At 58.4% G+C, this 19,834-nt stretch carries 14 protein-coding genes and 1 pseudogene; all 15 read right to left on the bottom strand.

The window, feature by feature from the left end; translation table 11 throughout:
- A pseudogene (locus tag JG725_RS18125) lies at positions 1-110 on the bottom strand (type VI secretion system tube protein Hcp); the annotation flags it as partial.
- A gap of 110 nt (positions 111-220) precedes the next feature.
- Positions 221-1,594 (bottom strand): tetratricopeptide repeat protein, encoded by a 1,374-nt coding sequence (locus tag JG725_RS18130; protein WP_199379348.1) that lies wholly within the window; start codon positions 1,592-1,594, stop codon positions 221-223.
- A gap of 64 nt (positions 1,595-1,658) precedes the next feature.
- Positions 1,659-3,089: a VasL domain-containing protein gene (locus JG725_RS18135; protein WP_199379255.1), complete on the bottom strand. Its 1,431-nt coding sequence runs from the start codon at positions 3,087-3,089 to the stop codon at positions 1,659-1,661.
- A gap of 41 nt (positions 3,090-3,130) precedes the next feature.
- Complete coding sequence (tssM, locus tag JG725_RS18140; protein WP_199379257.1) at positions 3,131-6,634, bottom strand: type VI secretion system membrane subunit TssM; 3,504 nt, start codon at positions 6,632-6,634, stop codon at positions 3,131-3,133.
- 24 nt (positions 6,635-6,658) lie between these two features.
- Positions 6,659-8,068: a type VI secretion system protein TssA gene (gene tssA / locus JG725_RS18145; protein WP_172291699.1), complete on the bottom strand. Its 1,410-nt coding sequence runs from the start codon at positions 8,066-8,068 to the stop codon at positions 6,659-6,661.
- Positions 8,069-8,080: 12 nt separating this feature from the next.
- Positions 8,081-8,644: a type VI secretion system-associated protein VasI gene (gene vasI / locus JG725_RS18150; RefSeq protein ID WP_172291698.1), complete on the bottom strand. Its 564-nt coding sequence runs from the start codon at positions 8,642-8,644 to the stop codon at positions 8,081-8,083.
- Positions 8,644-10,182, bottom strand: a complete 1,539-nt coding sequence (locus tag JG725_RS18155; RefSeq protein ID WP_199379259.1) for a sigma-54-dependent Fis family transcriptional regulator — start codon at positions 10,180-10,182, stop codon at positions 8,644-8,646. The genes vasI and JG725_RS18155 overlap by 1 nt, the downstream gene beginning before the upstream one ends.
- Positions 10,183-10,184: 2 nt before the next feature.
- A complete protein-coding gene (tssH, locus tag JG725_RS18160; RefSeq protein ID WP_199379261.1) occupies positions 10,185-12,782 on the bottom strand; it encodes a type VI secretion system ATPase TssH in 2,598 nt (865 codons plus the stop codon).
- 13 nt (positions 12,783-12,795) lie between these two features.
- On the bottom strand, positions 12,796-13,572 hold the full coding sequence (gene icmH, locus JG725_RS18165; protein WP_199379263.1) for a type IVB secretion system protein IcmH/DotU: 777 nt from the start codon (positions 13,570-13,572) through the stop codon (positions 12,796-12,798).
- Positions 13,573-13,584: 12 nt separating this feature from the next.
- Entirely contained in the window at positions 13,585-14,925 is a 1,341-nt protein-coding gene (gene tssK, locus JG725_RS18170) for a type VI secretion system baseplate subunit TssK (RefSeq protein ID WP_172291694.1), read from the bottom strand.
- 2 nt (positions 14,926-14,927) lie between these two features.
- The gene (tssJ, locus tag JG725_RS18175) at positions 14,928-15,449 is read right to left on the bottom strand and encodes a type VI secretion system lipoprotein TssJ (RefSeq protein WP_172291693.1); all 522 of its coding nucleotides are present in this window, start codon (positions 15,447-15,449) and stop codon (positions 14,928-14,930) included.
- Positions 15,449-16,669, bottom strand: coding sequence for a type VI secretion system-associated FHA domain protein TagH (gene tagH, locus JG725_RS18180; RefSeq protein ID WP_199379264.1), 1,221 nt, complete (start codon positions 16,667-16,669; stop codon positions 15,449-15,451). The genes tssJ and tagH overlap by 1 nt, the downstream gene beginning before the upstream one ends.
- Before the next feature lie 2 nt (positions 16,670-16,671).
- Positions 16,672-17,670: a type VI secretion system baseplate subunit TssG gene (gene tssG, locus JG725_RS18185; RefSeq protein WP_172291691.1), complete on the bottom strand. Its 999-nt coding sequence runs from the start codon at positions 17,668-17,670 to the stop codon at positions 16,672-16,674.
- Positions 17,634-19,400: a type VI secretion system baseplate subunit TssF gene (gene tssF, locus JG725_RS18190; protein WP_172291690.1), complete on the bottom strand. Its 1,767-nt coding sequence runs from the start codon at positions 19,398-19,400 to the stop codon at positions 17,634-17,636. The genes tssG and tssF overlap by 37 nt, the downstream gene beginning before the upstream one ends.
- A 2-nt stretch (positions 19,401-19,402) precedes the next feature.
- Positions 19,403-19,834, bottom strand: a complete 432-nt coding sequence (gene tssE / locus JG725_RS18195; RefSeq protein WP_172291689.1) for a type VI secretion system baseplate subunit TssE — start codon at positions 19,832-19,834, stop codon at positions 19,403-19,405.

Consider the following 19,834-nt stretch of genomic DNA (forward strand, 5'->3'; position numbering starts at 1 on the left):
TCTTCGTGGCCCTGCACGTAGATGTTGCCGACAGAGTCAGAGGTGAAGGCGCCGGCGGTGATATTGCCCTGAGTTTTCCCTTCGATGCTGATATAACATGGGGTTGGCATGGTCTTGCTCCTTGTTGTTGAACACGTGTTTAACTTCAGTTAGTTGAAATGGTAATCAATTACCGTACATAAAAAATCGCTATCCAGACCTGCTGAAAAACCTTACGCACCTACTCTTCAGGCAGTTGCGTCGCACTTATTTTTTGCTCCCAATACATCGCCAGTTTTTGCGCGTTTTTGATTTCGTCAGGCCGCATCGTGTCTTCCAGATCGTTACGGGCATGGATCGCTTCCGGCATACCCTCAGTCGCCGCCATCGAATACCAGGCATAGGCATGAATACGATTACGGGAAGCGCCCAGGCCGTCTTGACGCATGATCCCCATACGATATTGCGCCATCCGGTTACCGTCGTAGGCCGCCAGCCGGTACTGTTTCAAGGCCTCCGCAAAGTCGGCTTTGCCGCCCTGGCCCCACCTCAGCATTTCGCCATACGCCAGCCGCGCCGCACTGTCCCCCGCCGATGCAGCTTTCGCATACTCCTCACGCGCACGGGTTAACTCATTACGCCTGAACAACCATTCCCCCAGTTCACGCTGGGCGCGAATATAGCCCGCGGAGGACGCCTGTAGCAGATAGCGTTCGCGCTGTTCATTGTCTGTTTGCGCCAGACTGAGCAAATAGTTCGCCTCCCCCGATCCGGCGGCGGCGGCGCGCGCCAGCCAGTCATCCGCCTTTTGTTCATCCTGCGCCAACAATTTGCCTTCCCGGTATGTTTTACCCAGCCACAGTTGCGCCTCGGCCTCGCCCGATAAAGCCGCTTTCCGATACCACTCCAGCGCGTTCCGCCCTTCGTCATGCTCAGCCATCCACAACTGGGCCTGTGGCTGACCCAACGCCGCCGCGCGAAAATACCAACGCTCGGCCAGATCGCGGCGTATGACCACGCCTTTCCCTTGTTCATAGCGTTGCGCCAGTTGGTATTGCGCATCCCGATTACCCAGCTCCGCCGCTTTCTTCAACCAGCTTACCGACGCGGCCTCACCGCCCGAATGCGCGGCATGCCACTGGGCGACCACCAACTGTGCCGGGGCATAATCATTCGACGCCGCCGTTTCAAAGGCATCAATACATCCTGTTACCAGTTTGCCCTGATTCTGCGCCTGGCAATCCATCCCCAGCCGATAGCCCGCCTCGCCATTACCCAGCCGTGAAGATAGCGTCCACCAGCGACGAGCCTGCGGGCTGTTCTTCGGTTCACCCAGCCCGCTCTGATACCAATCTCCCACCTGCAACGCGGCTGCCGCACGGGTTTCCCGGTTAGCGGAGCGTTCTGAGCGTTCCGCCGCTTTCCGCATCCATTGCATGGCATCGGTATACTGTGAGCGAGCGGCCAGTTGCCTAGCCAATTGGTATTGCGCCTCGCCATTTCCCCGATTGGCCGCCATCAGCAGATCCGGTTCGGACATTGAGGAAACCGGCGTCTGGCACGACGCCAGCCAGCATGCCGACAGAGCTATCAATAATTTTTTATATTTCATCATGTTATTGCTGTTAGCCATTATTTATCGCCGTGGTTGCGGAAATATCGGATGTCTGAATTCGCCCTCAGTCAGCGATGTCGTCCTGCTGCAACCGGTAAAGGCGAACAGTGAACGAACGCAGTTCATCTTCCATCGCGCGCAGTTCCGCCGATGTCGGCGCGTGACTGGTCGATTTGCGCGCCTCCAGGGCGCGCAGACGAATACTGAACGGCACATCCGACATAAGATCTTTCTGCATATCGTAGAGTTTTGACTTCAGATACGAGAGGGTGACCGTGCGGCGCTGACGCTCAAGTTCCAGCAGTTGTTGCAATGTGTCATTGACTTTGGCCTGGGCCTGCTCATAGCCCCCGGCGCTTGGCTTTTCCCCTTGCTGGCGGTCGAGAGCGAGCTGCCACTGGCGCTCCATCTCTTTTACCGCCAGCGAATCCGGGTACAACTGCCGCATGACGCCTTTCAGCCCCTCCCCGTATTGATACAGGTAGAATGGCGATGCATTTTTCACCTGATCCAGTTGGGTCTGATAGTGATTGATCAACTCGCCTTCCATGCCTTGCAATCGCTGCTCGCCCAATACGATGCGCACCCGGCGAATATCGTTATGATCCGGAGCCGCCGGCAGCGCGTAGGCCGGCTGTTGCAGCAACGCCAACGCCGCCGTTTTCTGTTGCTGCCAATACTGCCAGCCGGTGAATGCCGCCACCGGCAACGCACAACTCAGTAAGCCGGCCGCAAACCACAACCAGGCCGGTTTCTGTTTGCGGTGCGCTTCGATCTTCAGCACCGTGGGTTTTATCTGCCCTTTCTCCCGCCCGACCAGAATACTTCCCGCCGGCAATGCGGGCTGACCGCCGCCGCCCGCGCCTTGCGCCGGCGCGCCGGACTCCATATCCGACTGAAAAAACACCATCGGCGGGATTTGCATATCCTGCTTTTGCAACGTCTGATCGTCGGACACCACCACGATCTCGGTTTCATCGAACAGGTGGGTATAACCCTCGATAAAATGCAGCAGATTTTCCACCCGAGGAATACGGCTTAGCCCCGAGTTGTGCAGCTTTTCACTCATCAACTGCAACGCCCGTTCACAGCGATAGACCAGCCGTTTATGCTCATGGCTGATGGCATACTGACGAATGACGTCGCTGATGCGGGCGATAAACCAGTCCAGCATTTCGATGCGCGCCCGTTCCTGATGGACGGGCGGCCAGAAGTTTTCCCACTGGGTTACGATTAGATTCGCCAGAAACTCGCAGCTTTCGGTAAAGCCATTCAGCCCCGCCAGACGAGAGCGCGCCAGGGTAAAATAGATCGCGGTCTGTAGATCCACCCCCTGTTTTTCAAAAATGGCGGTGGCCAGATCATGCACCCGCCGCCAGTCCACCTCAGGGCGGGAAGCGTGGCTCAATTTATTAATCTCCGCCCGTAACGCTTCATACTCAGGCAGCATCCGCGGATCCCGTCCTACCTTCAGGGCCTGTTGTGCATCTTGCATATCACTTATCCGGCAACGGGGGCGGTTGCGCCCCCTCAGGGTTAATAAAGAGAGTCAGGTAACCTGAACTGACTGAACAGGCCGCCAGCAAACGGGTTATGGCTGGCATCGGTATACACGCGATAGGTCATCGCCCCTTGCTCCAGCGAGAAACGCACATCAAAGGTGTTGTCGTTTACCTGCGTCAGTTGATCGTTATTGATCAGACGGAACATCGCCCACGGCCCGTTGAAACTCAGGCTGCGCGGCGAACGTTCGCGATCGTCCGGCACCAGCGTCAGCTTGCTTTCGGCGCCGTCGCGCATGCTGTTCGGCCACACTAACGGCGTCTTCTGGCGACGGCCGTGGCTGTATTCCAGCAACTGTCCGTCCAGATTCAACACGCTGCGACGTTTATTGGCCGTCAATTCCAGCGGCTCCACCACGAAATGCACTTCCAGACTGCCCTGGGCATTGAACAGGGTTTGGCGGATCCGATTGGCCCGCTCCAACTGTTTCACCAATTCCGCCTGCAACGGCGAGGCGTTATCGCCATCCAGCATGCCGTTTTCCAGCATCGATTTGAGATTGGCCTGATAGAAGCTATCCAGCGTACCGCCGCTCATAAAGAAGCGTTCCATTTCCGACAGCGGGACATCCTTGTCGGACGCTGGATTGAACGGATAGCGATCCGCCAGTTTCTCGTTGAATGGCGTCACCACGTTGTCCAGCCATTCCTGATTCAGCGAAGACATCGCCAGACCGGTCACCAGACTGGCGCTCTCTTCCGCCAGTTGTCCGACCCAACGGTCCAACGGCGCCGGAAGGCCGCGAGCGTACTGCTGCAACGCGAATACCGGATCGGCAAATTTATTACCCTGCCGAACCTGTACCGCTTTCAGCGCCGCCTGCCCCGGATCGGTCGCGTTTACGATCTGATCAAGATAGTGGTAAAGATCGGTCAGCTTCTGGTTGACCTCCTGTACCAGCGGACCTTGCTCTCCGCGGCCGCTCAACGCGGCGTTGATCGTCATAAACGGGCGACCGATACGGGTATTGATGCCCTGCGCCGTATCGTTATCATCTTCCGCCAGCTTACGAATGCGGGTGTTGTCGCTCACCGTCGTCAGCACGCGCTGGAACGGCTGATCGTTGCCGGTAATATCGGTCAATACATCCAGCGCCTGCTCCGGACTGTCGAGGGTCTGTACATCAAGGTTGGCGACGACCTTCTGCCACTGATTGATGTAATCCGTGATGTAACGGTCATTCACCTGACGCAAAATCTCCCGCCGATCGGCTTCACTGAACTGCGCGCGCTCACGCTGCCCCAACACCCAGGCATCCAGCGCCGTCAGTTCCAACAGCGCCTTATCCTGTTTGAGGTAATAATCGCTGAAGCCGGGATAGGTCAGCAGACGCGGCACGCTTCCCGCTTTGTCGCTACGTAGGGAAAACACCGGATCAAAGGTTGGCCCGACTTCATCACGGATCGCTAAATCCGGCGGCAGCACCTGTGTCGCTTTCATCACCAGACTCTGGTAGACACGCTGGTACATCGGCAGCTTGCTTAGCTCCCGCTGAGCGCGGACGATCGGGTCGCTAAACGGCGCGAAAGCGTCGATCGCCACGGCGTCCTTGCGCTCACGGGCCTGATGCCAGTCGGTATGCTCAAGCGCATAATCCAAATGCTGCATCAGTTGTTCCTGTACTTTGCCCTGCCCGGGAAACGCCCGTTGCCAGCGCTGCGCCATAAATTGCTCCACCAGCGCCTTGTTACGGCCCGACGCATCATCCAGCATCCGCATCACCCGCAGGATGGTCAGCTTTTGCTCACTGTTGACCGGCGCCTGATTCAGATCCTCCAGCAGGCCTTGCATTACCGCAGGCAGGAAACGCTGGTTGAGCATTTGCAGATAAGACCCTTCCACATAAGGCCCAATCTTATCGCCCTGATACAGACCGAGATCGGCCAGCAGCGGCGTTCGCTCATGATAATTGCCGAACGATAAGGTAGCGTCGCGAATCAGATTCAGGCGCGGCAACTGCTGATAGCCAAAGCCCGGCTGCCCTACCAGCTCATTGGTGCCGATAAATGCCTGCGCCTTGGTCAGCACATTACGTCCCGCTTCCTCATTGACGCGGTAAAAATGATGCCAACCGCCAATCAGCGCCAGACCGGCCGCCGCCATACAAGCGATCCCGATACTAAGCCGACGCCGACGATAAAGGCTGTGCAAACGGTTTTCACCCGCCAGACTGGCTTCCGGGAAAATGACCTCCGGGAACAGGCGCTGTACGAAAAAGGTATTGGATTCGCCGGACATGGCGGCATTGACCGGTTCCGGTAATTGATAACGTCGCGATGCCGACTGGGCGAAGACATCGAAAGGCACGCCCCGCTGATACACGGAACTGGCATAAACGCCGCGCACGATGAACGAACGGTCTTCTCCGCTCGCCAACGTTTCCGTCAGCACGTCCATCACGTAATCTTTCAGCCCGGCCAACTGGCGTACAAAGGCAAACAGCGTATTGCGCACGCCGCGGTCGGATTGGTTCAGCAGCATTTCAGGCAGGTTATCGTTCAGGTGCGTGATCCACTCATCCCAGAAGGCGTCCAACTCTTCCAGCCAACCTTTGCCATGACTGGCCTGCGGCGTAAACGTCACGCCCAGCACCGCCTGACGCGCCTCCCGATTCAGTTGGCGATACATCCTGTCGAATCCGTTCAACATATCCAAATGGGTCAGCGTGATATATATCGGCAGGCGGGTATTGATGGTCACCGCAACGTCCTGCAAGCGGGCGCGCATCACCTGGGCATAGGCTTTACGCTCCGAGACGCTCGCCTGCGCCAGCCACGAAATATCAAGCGTCATCACCAGGCCGTTGAGCGGCTGACGGCGGCGATTCTGGCTCAGCCACTGCAACAGATGTTGCCACAACCGGGCATGGCGATGCCCCGTCGGCTCTTGCTTTTGCTCCGCTTCAGGCTGAGCAAGCAGTTGACCGTCCGGATCCCAGATCACCGCCGACTCTCCAACCCAGCAACCGACCTGCTGATCGCCGGCGAATTCACGCAGCTCCGCATCCAGCTTCGGATTGAGTTTATTCGCCGGATTGGCGCGGTGAATCAGACTGGTTTTACCGCTGCCCGTCAGTCCGATAGTCAGATACCACGGCATGGCGTAAAGCGCTCTTTTACCGAACTGGGTTTGAAAAGCCGCCAGCCAGCGATCGAGAAACGTCTGCTGACTGTCGACATGGATCTGTAGCGGATCCTGTTCGAGGGTTTGCTGTTCATGGCGCTCCGCGCGTAACTGCCGGACGCGACGCCATATCAGCCAGGCGCTATAGGCAAAAGCCAGCCACAGCCAAATCAGGGTGAAGACCACCCGCCCCCAAACGCTCTGCAACGGACGCATGTCGCCAACCGTCAACCGCGGCCCCAGCCACCAGGCCAGCACCAGCGCCACTACCCACAGTATCGCGCCCAGCCATAGCCAGGAGGGTTTCAGTTTCGGCAGTTGCTGCCGCAGAAAGGTAACGATTGTTTTAAACATAAGTGACCATTCACTCCGAATGTCTTATTTTTTGCGGGAAGCGGCCAACCGTTCCAAACGGCCGACCATTCCCGGTTCCCACTGCATCAGGTTCAGTTGTTGGCTTTCCTGCCACAGGTGTTGATAATGCTGTGTCGCCAGGGCTTTCATGCCGTCCTCGGCCAGCAAATCCGCCAGCACCAGTTCGGCATAAAAACGATCGCGAGGCTCTTTCAAACGGCGCATGCGTTCATCCAGCAACGACAACGCCGCCGCCATGCCCTGCTCACTCCGGCAGGCGGCCGCCTCCGTCGCCAGGTCGTCCTGCCGTTCGCCGCCCTCTCGTCCCACCGGGGCGGCGTTCAGCCACTGGCTGCATTTGGCGGTCAGAAACGGCGAACCGTCGCTGAAGGTCAGTTCGCGCAACGCCGGTAAGCGGTTGAGAAAGGCCGACAGTTCTTCGGCGATGGCGCCGGCGACCGGCGCATAACCCAGACGGGTCGCCACCGAGGCCGACAGCATGTGACCGTCAAACCAATAAGGGGCCAACGTCAGACTTTGCTCAATACGCTCCCACAGCCCCAAATCCGCCTGTCCGAGCGCGCTGTGATATTCATCCACCCGATCGGGCGAGACGGGCGCCAGTTGCGTTTTATTGCCGCGTGAGGCAAGCGGCGGCGTGGCGATCCCCGACCAGATGGCATGACGGCGCAAGCGATAGCCCACCGGAGCCTCCGGTTGGCGCTCCACCAGTTCCGCCGCCACCTTCAACTGGGTCTGCCGCCAGCCGCGCTCATCGGCGGTATTAACCTCTATCGCGCAGTCTGAGGCCGAGTCGCCATTGACATCCGGAGTTTCCGTCGTCGCACGGCGACCGGCGGAAGGAGGCGCGGCGGCCTGATCGGCCTGCTCCTGCGCCTGATTACGCTGCCGGGCGCGCTTGAGTCCCTGCACCAGTTCATCCGTCAGATCGGCTTTGTCACTCAGATCGCGCCAGCGATTCGCCACCTGTTCCGCCAGGTGCTGCAACTGCGCCAGCTCAGCCCCGGACGCGCTTTCCGCAATGCGGGGCATGACGCTCTCAAAGCGTCGGATAATCTGAATCATCAGCTTCTGCTTCTGCACCGGGCTGGCAGGCCAGGCCAGCGCCCAGTAGGTCGCCAGCCAGCTATCGAGCAGCATCAACGCCGTAGCACAGGGCGTGGCTTTGGCCGGATGCTGCAAGCACCGCAGCAGTTGCACCAGTACCCGCATATCTTTGGTGCGGCTTTCCAGCAGCGTCAGACAGTGGCCGGCCACCGCATTGAGATCCACCTGGCTGTGAGCCAGCGAACCGAGCTTCACCAGTTCGGTTTCCACCGTCTCCCACAGCGGATCGTCCGCCGCCACCGCAGCGCGCAGAACCTCGTCAGGCAGCGGCGTCAGCAGACGTTTACACCAGGGGTGGGAATGCATATTTATCGCCCCCTACCAGCGGCACTGCTGGCGCAGCGGCGTCAGCGCCTCGCCCAGTCCGGTGAGATCAATGCGCAGTACGTCGCCGTCCGCACCGCTCAGAACCAGTTCGCGATGTCCGATCCAGCGCTTTAACGTTTCAATGGCGGGCAGGCCGCGACCAGACTCCAGCAGCAAACCGCGATTGCGCACAAACCAGCCGTCCGATATCGTCATGCCATCCAGCAGCGACGTCACCGTTTCCCCCGCCCAGGGCCGGCTGAGGGTCAGCCTTAACTGCGTGATGCTGCTGGCGCAGCCGATCGCCAGCACATTGCCGTCCGCCAGCGCACGCGTCAGCGTCAGATCTCCGCTGTCGGCTTCACGACCGAGTTGGAAAGCGCTCCCCGTCGCAGACGCAGCGTTGTCCGACGGCGAAATGACGCCGGCGCGTCCGGCCTCCCGGCTCAGCGCGTCATAACAGGCCAGACGAACCTCCGGAGAGGTTTCATTGCGGCACTGTTCCCATAGCGATCGCCAGGCGGGATCGGGCGAGGCTGTCGCCGCCAGCAGCAGAGGAACCATGGTCAGGAACATCAGTTCACCTCCAGCTTCTGGCATTTGTGATCGAGCGTACGTTTAGGAATATTGAGACTTTCCGCCACCAGCAGACGGTTACCCTGAAACTGGCGCAGGCGGGCTTCAATGACCGCGGCTTCATATTGTTGTGTGGCGATACGCAAATCATAAATATGCTGAAAATCGTTATTGAGCGCGGCAGCCCCGCCATCTACCCGCTCACGCAGCTCCGGCGGTAATGAACTCAGGCACAACGCCTCGCCGTCCGGCGTCTGCGCACAGGCGACTTCCAGCAGATTTTTGAGTTCCCGCACGTTGCCGGGAAAGTCATACCCGAGCAGTTGTTTGAGGAAAGTCCGATGCAATGGCCCGGCGTTTTTCTGCTGCTGACGGGCAAATTCACCGATAAAATGTTCACATAACAGACGAATATCATCCGGGCGTTCGCGCAACGGCGCGACCTGTAGCAGGCACTGGCAGAGCCGATGATAGAGATCCTGCCGGAACACGCCCTCAGAAACCCGCTGTTCCAAAGGGTGATGAGTCGCGGCAATGACCCGGAAATCCGAATGGCTTTCCTTATCAGCCCCCAATGGCCGGAAATTGTGGGTTTCCAATACCCGCAACAGCTTGGCCTGCATGGTTTGCGGCATATCGCCGACTTCATCCAGAAACAGCGTGCCGCCGTTAGCCTGCGCCACCAGCCCAATCTTGTTGTTTTGCGCACCGGAAAACGCCCCTTTCTGATAACCAAAGAGTTCGCTTTCGATCAGGTTATCCGGAATGGCGGCGCAATTAATGGCGACGAACGGCTTATCGGCACGCTCAGAGCACTGATGCAGCAAACGCGCCACCACGTCCTTGCCCGACCCCGTTTCGCCCTGAATCAGCACCGAAAGCCGATGACCCGCCGCCTGATAAATCTGCTGATGCAACGCTTTGATCGCCGCAGACCGGCCGATCAGCGTTTCCTCAACCCGTTTTTCCCGCTCGCGCCGATGCTGCCCTTCATCTTTAATCTGACGCAGTGAATGGCGCAGCGCGGTCTGCTCCCGCTGGATGCGCCCCAGTTCCCGCAGCAACATCAACTGACGGCAAAATATCTGGGCCAGATGTGCGCAATTGCCGTTTTGATGCACCTGCCGCAAGCGATCCGGCGTGTCCAGCAGCGCCAGAACCGCCAGCGGTTTGCCGCTGTCCGACAGCAGCGGCAACGCATGCAACCCGCAGGCGATGCCCGCCGCGACCAGAATCTGGCGAAACTCCCGATGCTCGATGCGGGCGCCGCCATACAGCGAATCCCAGGTGCGCACCTGATTTTTATGCAGCGCATAAGCCAGCGGGTGGCTAAAATCATCCACCCCCAGCATCAGCGAGACAGGCGCGTTATGCACCCGTCCGTCACAGACCAGTTGCCTGCCGCTGACGTCCACCATACCCAGCAACACGCCTTGCGGCCGCCAGGCGGCCTGTATCGCATCCAGCAGCCAGCCGCACAGACCGGCCTCATCCTGCTGGCGGGTAAGCGAAAGCGCCAGTTCGAGGGCTTGTTGCATACTCAGCCCTCCACCTCTGTCTGGAACCGGCCTTCTTCTACGCGGAAATGGATGCGGCTGACCGGCTGGCCGGACGACATTCGTTGCAGCAACTGTAGCGATACCGGCGGCAGCAGCGCGCCGTCGATCACCGACTCCAGCATTCGCGCGCCGTTCTCACTACGGTTGGCCAACCGCAAAATTTCCTCCGGCACCGTATCGTCAATGACCACCTCGGCGCCAAAGCGCTGTTGCAGCAGAGCAACCAGGCGCGACAGTTTGCCCTGAACGATCGCCACCAGCGTAGCGTGATCCAACGGCAGATAAGGGATCACTTCCATACGGGCCAGCAGCGCGGGCTTGAAAAACGCCGCCAGTTCGGGATAAAGCGCGTCCAGTAGCCTATCCGGCTGCTCGGCATAATTAACGATGGTTTGAAATCCGAGGTTGGAGGTCAGGAAAAACACCACATTGCGGCAGTCGATTGCCCGCCCTTCGCCATCCGCCAGTTCGCCTTTGTCAAACGCCTGATAAAACAGGTTGAGCACGTCCGGGTGCGCTTTTTCCACTTCATCGAGCAACACCACCGAATAGGGTTTCTGCCGGATCGCTTCGGTCAGTACGCCGCCTTCGCCAAATCCGACGTAGCCCGGCGGCGAACCAATCAACCGGGACACGGTATGTTTTTCCTGATATTCGGACATATTGATGGTCGTCAGATAGTTGCGCCCGCCGAACATCAGGTCGGCAATCTGCAACACGGTTTCGGTTTTTCCGACGCCGCTTGGCCCGACTAACAGAAATGCGCCCAGCGGACGGCCGGGACGGCGCAGATCGGCGCGTGCGGTCAGCAGATGTTTATGCAGTTGGGCAATCGCCAACTGCTGGCCCTTTATCGTGTCGCCCAGGTAGTCCGGCAGACAGGTGACCACCTCCAGTTCCCCTTGCGAAATCCGGTTGAGCGGAACCCCCGTCCATTCGGCAATCACCGCCGCAATCTGGCTTTTATCCACGTGCGGCGACACCAGCACTGACGATTGCTGTAGCGACGCCAGTTCGCTCTCGCACGCGGCCAGTTCCGCCGCGGCGGCGTCTGCGTCAAAATCATCAGGCCGCGCCTCATCCAGCAGGGCGGTGCGCAGTTCGATAACGCGCCGTACCTGGGTTGTCTGTCGCTGCCAGTCCGCCTCCAACTGCGCCAGCGCGGCCGTTTCCGTCTCACGGAGATGACGCAGTTCGGCCAGCCGATCCGCCGTATCGCCCAGACCAATGCGCCCCTGGCGCTCAAGTTGCGCGATCTCCATGTCCTGCTGATGCAGGCGGGTTTGCAACTGGCTAACCGCGCGCGGCGGCGTGGTGAGATTAATCGCCACCCGGGCGCAGGCGGTATCCAGCACGTCGATCGCCTTGTCGGGTAATTGACGGCTGGAAATATAGCGTGCGGATAGCTGAGCGGCCGCTTGCAGCGCTTCTTCATCAATCAGTACGCCGTGGGCTTTTTCATAAATGCCGCGCAACCCGCGCAGAATGACGGTCGCCTCTTCCGTGTTCGGCTCCCCGACCTTGACCAGTTGAAAACGACGGGACAACGCCGCGTCTTTCTCCACGTATTTTTTGTATTCGCTCCAGGTGGTGGCCGCGATAGTGCGCAACTCGCCACGCGCCAGCGCGGGCTTGAGCAAATTGGAAACGTCCAGACCGCCGGCCTGATTACCGGCGCCGATCAGGGTATGCGCTTCGTCAATAAACAGGATCACCGGACGAGGCGCGGTTTTCACTTCCTGCATGACGCCTTTAAAGCGTTTTTCAAACTCCCCTTTGACCGACGCGCCGGCCTGCATCGCTCCCAAATCCAGGGTCAGCAGTTCCACCTCGCGCAATCTTTCCGGCACCAGACCGGCGACAATCCGCAACGCCAGCCCTTCAATCAGCGCACTTTTCCCAACGCCGGCCTCCCCGACCACGATCGGATTGTTTTTACGGCGACGAGAGAGAATGTCGATCATCAGATCGATCTCATGGTCGCGGCACAGCACCGGATCGAGTTGCCCCTGCCGGGCGGCGTCGGTCACATTCTGGGTATAGCGGGAAAGCTGGGTGGCCGCGACGGCCTGTTCCTGTGGCGTTGACCGGGCGACCGCGACCTCGGTTTCGACCGATTCTTTCACCCACTCATCAAACTGCTGACGCAGAAGCTCACGGTTGATTTGCGCCAACGGCCGTGATGCCGCGGCCGACAGGTAGCGATTCGGCGTCATCAGCAGTACCAGCAACAGTACGCCGCTGCGCAGGCGCGCATGTTGAAACTCGGCGGAAGCCAGCAGCCAGCTGTCCTGCAACCACTCCACCAACAGCGGGGAAAACGAGGGATAACCCGCGTCAAAGCCTTTGTCCACCGAGGACGGCAGCAGCAGAGAGGAAAGATCCTCAACGTCCACCTCCGCACGTTTCAGGATCTGGCGCACGTCACTCAGCGGCGTCTCCAGCATTTTCATCAACAGGTGCTCAATGCGGATTTCCGCGCCCTGATGCTGAATACAGAGTGCCGCCGCTTCTTCCAGCATATGGCGGCACACGGGGTTGAGTCGTTCAACCAGTGTCGGCAATTCAATTCGAATCACGGAATCGCTCCTGTTATTGTAATAATTCTCCCAGCTGACGCAGTACGTCCTGGGTCTGATGAGTGAGCTGGTAGCGATACAGGCCGAATGCCGCGGCCAATACCACGCACATGCCGATAAACAGGCTGCGCAGCGAGATTTGTCTGCGCAGTCGGTAGCGGGAAGCCTGCTGTCCCAGATTAAGGTGGAACACCGTTGGCGGATTGGCCGGTTCAGGACGCAGCGCGGCATGCAGATTTCCCACGATGCGATCGAGCTCCTCACGCCCCTGCGCCATCACCCGGTAGCGTCCTTCAAAACCCAGACACAGGCACAGATAGATAAACTCCAGAATGTCGCGGTAACGTACCGGGTCGTCCAGCAGCTTATCCAGCAACACAAAGACCTTTTCCCCGCCCCAGGTTTCGTTGTGGAAACGGGTTAACAGCGAATGCGCCGACCACATGCTCTGGCCTCCCCATTCACGCCCCATCACGGCTTCATCAATGACGGTGCACAGGATGTAGCGGAACGACAGGATCACGCCATTTTCGTAACCATGAGAATGCAACTCCTGTTCAATCGCCTGGATCTCGGACACCACGCGCTGATAGAGATCCGCCACGCCGTTATGGGCGGACAGTTGGCGCACCCGGTCCACCATGCCCAGCAGCGGCGTGACCGCATCAATCATCGGGTTGATGCTGTGTCCGCGCAGACGAAACCAGTAGTCGGAATCCATATCCAACTGCCGGGCATGGTCGTAAAGCAGGTCGCCCACTTGATCGTTTTTAATGACCTCGATGCTCATCTATTCCTCTCATTACGACTGGCTGCGGATGGCCCAGAGCTGCATATCCAGCTCCGGGAATTCGCCGGCAATATGGAACGCCAGCGTGTTGCCGGACACCAACGATCGCCAGGCAGGGCTTTGACGATCGAGCTGGAAATAGCTGTAGCCGGCGTGATAAGGCAGTTGACGCGGCGCCACCGGCAGCGGCAACAACGGCACGCCCGGCAATTGCAGACTGATCAGCTCGCGGATCTTGTCGCTGGAGGCAATTTTGGTTTGTTGCAGCAACTGTTTACGCAGGTGTTCCTGCGGCATGCGCGCCCGAACCGCCAGCACAAATTCGGCGCTGGTCATCAGTTCGGCATCGCCGACCATGGCCACCATTACGCCATAAGGCTGCTTCTTCAGTTGGATAGAGACCGCGCGCGGCGACAATACCGTGCTCAGCGCCTGACGCAGCGCCATCATCAACGGCTCAAAACTGGCTTGCTGGTGCTCATGGCGGTAAGCCGGAAATTCCGGCGGCAGGCGTGATTCATCGGTAAACGTCATCAGTTCGCCGCACAGTTCCACTAACGCTTCATGCAGCCTCTCGGGATGCAAGGTGCCAAGACGCGCCAGATGGGAGAGCCTGGGCTGAGCGCGGTTAAGCAGTTGCAGCATCATGAACTCCGCCACATCCGCCACGCCCTGTTGCCCCGGCGTCGCAATGCGCTGGGCCAGACTGCGCGCCCTTTCAGCGACCAGCCCGGCGGATTCCCCCAGAAAACGTTTCAGCGTCGGGATCGCCGTTACGCTGATGCTGCACGGCATAAAGTTGGGATCCAGCACCAGCCCGCCGTCCGGCCGTTTATCCAGAATGTTGGCGATCGCCAGCGAGGCATAGGCGCTGCGATCGTCACGGTCGAGCATCAGCCGCAGGCTGACCTTGCCAACCTCCATCGACACCACATCGCCGCCTTCGCTATGCAGATCGCGCACATCATGTCGCTGCGACTGCAAACGACTGGCAATACCTTGTCCCGCTTGCCCGACTTCGCTCACGCCATTCACCGCCAGCGGCAAGGCCAGATAGACTTTCTGATTTGCCAGCGCCACATCGGTGATTTCCAGCGGCTGCGGCAACGCATCGTCGCCGGGAATATTGAAAACCGTACCGTCCGGCATCACTCCGGTGGCGTTGACCAACGCAACACGTCCAAAGTTGAGGTACTCCTCATTGATCGCCAGCGACTGCAAGCCATAGAAATAATCGCTAAGCGCGCTGAGGCGGGCATGAAGCGCATAGTCCGTGTGTCTTTGTTGCTGCTGGAAGTGTTGCGGCTTGATAAACAGTCCTTCCCGCCAGATAACCCGATTTCGGCTCGACATGATTATTCTTCTTCTTGGTCTTTTTTGATTTCGACTTCATCCCGGCGCAGATGCACCAGAATCTGGTAGGTACGGCCGGTGTTTTTCAGCTTGATCACCTTGCGCCACTCGGCGCTCTCCGGATCGGCATAACGGGCGATCACCCCAAGGTAGTGAACTTTTTCATCCAGCTTTTCCGGCGGCAGATATTTGAACTGACCCGGCAACAGCGTGTAGTCCTGATGATTGACGTAGTTTTTGGCCAACGCCTTTTCGATATCCGTCGTCACCTGGTCGTAGTCGGTGGCCAGCAGTCGGGAATCCTCCGCCAGCATCACCAGTTGAAATTCGATGGGCGCGGCTTCCCCGCTCTCATTGGGGTTGACGTCAGGTTCGGCCAGCAGGCTCACGCCCGCTGTGGAAGGCTGGTCATCGTTGCTGCCCACCTGAATATCCGGGTTCGCCGCCACCTTAGCCATCTTGCCCAATGTGGCGCACCCCGGCAGCAGCGATATCAGAACGCATAGCCACAGGCCCCTAAGCATTATTGCTGCTCCTGTTGCTGGCGCACCGCGCGGTCATACGCCTGCGCGTACACCTGATGGAACAGCTTCTGAAAACCTTGCTGGCGCGGAGAAGTCAGCTCCCGGTAATAGTGCTGGTACATCTGCCAGGCCCAACCCTCATCGGCGACCTGCCGATCGCCGCTGCGACGATAATGCTCAAAGCGATTAAGCAGCGCAGCCGGAGAAAACGCCTGAAGAATACTTTCCAGCGCCACGGCGATGGCCTGTTGACTCGCCAGATGGTGAATCCGCACGTTGTTCAGCGCTTCCTCCACCGCCGCCGGTGCGGAGAGATGCACCGGACTTTTGCCTTCCGCGAACAGCAGCGACAGCGTATCCGGATAATCCAGCCCCAGGCGCAGCGGGTTATCCTCAATCGGACGCAGATGGGTATCCGCCAGCGCAACCTGCTCGGTTTGCAGCGTCAGCAACCCCTCCACCACGGCGCGCAGACTTTTACCTATTTCTTCCAACATCTCGCGCAGCCGCTGCTCGTCTTCAACCTGAAGCGAAAGCCCCAAGCCGCGCATCAACGGCGTCAGCGTAGTGTTGTCGATGTATCCATCGTCTCCCGGCGTCGTACGCGGGTTATCGATGGTCGGTAATTCCACAAATTTTTGATCCATGGTGTCCTCAGCGGCAGAAAAAGAAGTAAGAGACGTTGACAGCGAATCATCCGCTCGTTCGTTGTCCGATGTCAGCAGGGCGCGACTCTGCTCCTGCTGTAGCGCCCATAATGGGTCATTGACCACAGCGTTCGCGGCCGTATTCTCGACCGGTTGGCGTTGTTCCTCTTCGGACAGCCATCCTCCCAGCACATCGTCGGAGCGTTGCCCCAATACCTGATCGATGTCCGGCTCCGTCGTGGGATCGCCGAAATAAACCCCCAGTCGAAAAGGCCCGATAACCAGTTCGTCTCCGTGCGAAAGCATGACTTTGCGGTCCCGCCCAATCGGCGACAGCGCCCCGTTGATAAACGACTGCCCGCTTAAATCACACAGGCAGAAACGGCCATCCAGCATTTCAATGCCCGCATGTTCCGGCAGCACCGCGCCCAGCCGATCCCGCAGTTGCCATTGATCCTTTTCAGAGGCGCCCAACGTGCCGCCGTGCTGATCGAACTGATGCTGCACCTGCGTGTTGATATCCAGTTGTTCACTGTTGAGAACAACCAGCGTAAGGGGATGGATTACGTTCACAATTACTCCTGCACACAAATCGTCACATAGGGGTCGGCCGGTGGCTGCCCGAGAAAACTGCTCCATCCCAGGCGGCTGCTCTGTTCGTTGCCCAGGCTCAGACCTTTAGCCTCGCCTTCGGCAAAACCGAGGCGTAAATCCCAGGCCAGTTGGTCGCGCAAGATGAACGAGACAAAACGCACCAGCGGCTGAAAGTGCTCGCCGTTGGGCAAAAAACTGAGAAAACGACTGAAATCAAGGTTTCCCACCTTAAGCAGGAACTTACCTGCGCAGTCATTCACGCTGTCGCCGATGACAAAATCCCCGCCCAGCGCCATATTGGCGGCGCCCAGACGGTTCTGTTGCCCGGCGTGAATCGGCACCCGGCGGCGCTGCCAGGCAACGACCTCCACGTCATCCAAATCAAAACAATGGATCACCAGGCCTGCCACCACTTCGGGAGAGCGACTGGGACTGGCAAGTAAACCGGCATAGGAAAGCATCTTGGCGCGGTTGACCGGCAAGCTGTCGCGTACGGCGTCATTCCCCAGCCCCACCAAAGCGAACATCAGCCGGGAGAAACCATCTTCGCCATCATTCTGGAAACGAACGTGATAGCGATATTTGCGCCAGGCGCGATGAAGCAGCGTCAGTAATCGGTGGTGAAAGAAATCGAGAAACACCCCCAGCTTTTGCTCGCCTTGCGCATATTCCCAAGCCAGCTCTTCCAGGTAATAACCAGGCATCGGCGACTGACTGCCGTGCAGCCCCAGAAAAGCGACTTCCAGCTCCTGCCGACCGTCCTTATCGCTGCCCACCCGCAAAACATCGCTGGGATGGAAACCGATCGAGGCGGAGGATCGAAAACGCAACCGTTCCTGATCGGGCCGAAAATCCAGTTCCTGCTCCAGATCCACACCTTCCAATTGGTTTAGCAACTCCACCAGTTGGAAGAAGTTAAAATGCGAGACATCCTGGCGGAACGTCACATCATCGAGTGCTGACCTATCTGCACCGGCCATCGGTAGCGCTCCTTGTTATCGATGTTAACCACCTCCAGCAGGTGGAAAGCGTTGACGCTGGCGTACAGCGAGAAGAAATGCGCCAGTACCGTGCTGAACAGATACAGTTCTCCTTCACTGGAAAAGGCCGATTGCCGAACCGACAATATCGATTTCAGACCGCGAACCGGCATCCCCCGCACCAGTCGATCAATCGGCGTGGTTTCAATAGATTCGATCCCCGCCAGCCGTTTGCGCGAGGCCTGCTCCGCCTGCTTGTCATGCAACGCCGGGAAATCGTAGGTACGGAGGATCTGTACCAGCGCATCGCGGCGCAGTAGCGAAACATAGTTCAATGACAGGTTGGAAATCAGCGTCCAGTGCAGGCTACCGTCCATTGCGGGCCTCAGCGGACGCGTCGGCCGGGTCAGATTACGGAACGTGGCGAATGACGGAGAATTCCCGGTCGGCACGCAGATCGACCCAACCGGCAATTGCGCCGCGCGAGAACGATTGGTGCAGGTCAGACTGACGGAAATGGATTCATCCAGATCGATCGCTTCGCGTTCATCACCGCGCACGAAAGAGAGCAAGTGTTCAAAACCGTCGCCGTTGACGGCTTCCCTGACCCGAATGCGGTAATAAAGCGCCAGCCGCCCTTTGGCCCGCTCAATTTGATGCTGGAAGCTTTCAAACGGCTGGTAGACGCGCGGAATACCGCGTGCGCGGCCCGCATGCCCCTCCACCCAGCCTTCCACGTGATCGACGGAAAAAATTTCGAATCCATCGGCCTGATGGTAACTGGCTTTTAACGGATACTCGGTCTGACGTCCGCTGAGATTGATCGGCTCACTGTCGTGTTGAAACAGATTGATTGCCGGGACGCAGTTGAGCATGAACGAGTCCGGCCGGATTTTCAGTTCCGCGGGCAGCGGCCGATCAAAACAGAAATGAAGACGGAATTCAGTCACCGTCAGCGGCAAATCAGGCCACGCGGCGCCGAAAAGCTGGAAAAACAGAAAACTTTCCGGAAAACAAAAATACTCTTGCAGAATACGGTAGCCGGAGTAAACGTTGCCGGGGTACGGCAGCAGGGCATCTTCACGTTCGAACCCGACCGTTTTCAGTATGCCGGCTTCCTGACGGAAGCGTTTACCCTCAATCTCCAGCTCAATGTGCGACAGCTGGCTGGCAATCCAGAAGTAAAGTTCGTAGGCGGTATAGGTATCGCCGCCAAGATAGAAACGCAGTTTGTCGAGTTGCAGATCGCCCAATGACAGCGGGCCGTGCAACCCGATATCCAGCGTAATGGTCGAAAGATCGTTGCCGCTTTGCACATTGATTTGCCGGATATCCGCCGGATAGATCCAGGCATCGTGACAGGTCTGAAAATGACAGACCACATCATCAATCGGCAGGCTATCCAGTTCGCAGCCTCGTGCGACAAATGCCGGTTGTGCGATCGCGCCGGGGAGTACCGAAAACTGCATAATCGTCATACTCGGCACCGGACGCAGGTAATTGGGCCACAACATGCCCAGCAGACCATGTGTCAGTTCCGGAAATTCATCCTCGATCTTCGCCCGCAGGCTCCCTGTCAAAAAGGCGAACCCTTCCAGCAGCCGCTCGACGTCCGGATCCGTGGTCTGTTCTGACAAAAATCGGGTAAGCTCAGGGTGCGCTTTGGCAAATTCGCGTCCTTGCAGGCGCAAATAGGTCAGTTCATCCCTGAAAAAATGTTCCAGTGACATAATCAGATCATTCTGTAATGGCGATGACTATCCATGTGAATATTGAAAGAGGCGATCTGCTCCAGCTCTTCCAACCTGACATGGGCGGTAACCTGAAACGACATCTCCAGCGGATTGGACGGATAATCCGACTCGCTGACGTCCACATGAACGATTCGAGGTTCAAAGCGACAGATACACTGTTTGATCGCTTCCCGGATTTTGCCCCGGATATCCGCGCCGCCCTGAGTCGCATCATTAAAATCAATCACGCCAAGCTCAGGTGCGCTGCGACAATTCCCGGGCCGGGTATTGAGCACGTTGTCCAGTTGACGCTTAACGGACGCAATCAGCGCTTCAACATCCGATTCAGGGGAAGTTCGTTGCTCTTCCCCCCGGATACGATCAAACAGGCTGGCCGCAGTTCCCCTTTCCCAGGCAGAAAGCGACGGCAT

The sequence above is a fragment of the Brenneria sp. L3-3C-1 genome, assembly GCF_016456245.1.
Lineage (GTDB): Bacteria > Pseudomonadota > Gammaproteobacteria > Enterobacterales > Enterobacteriaceae > Brenneria.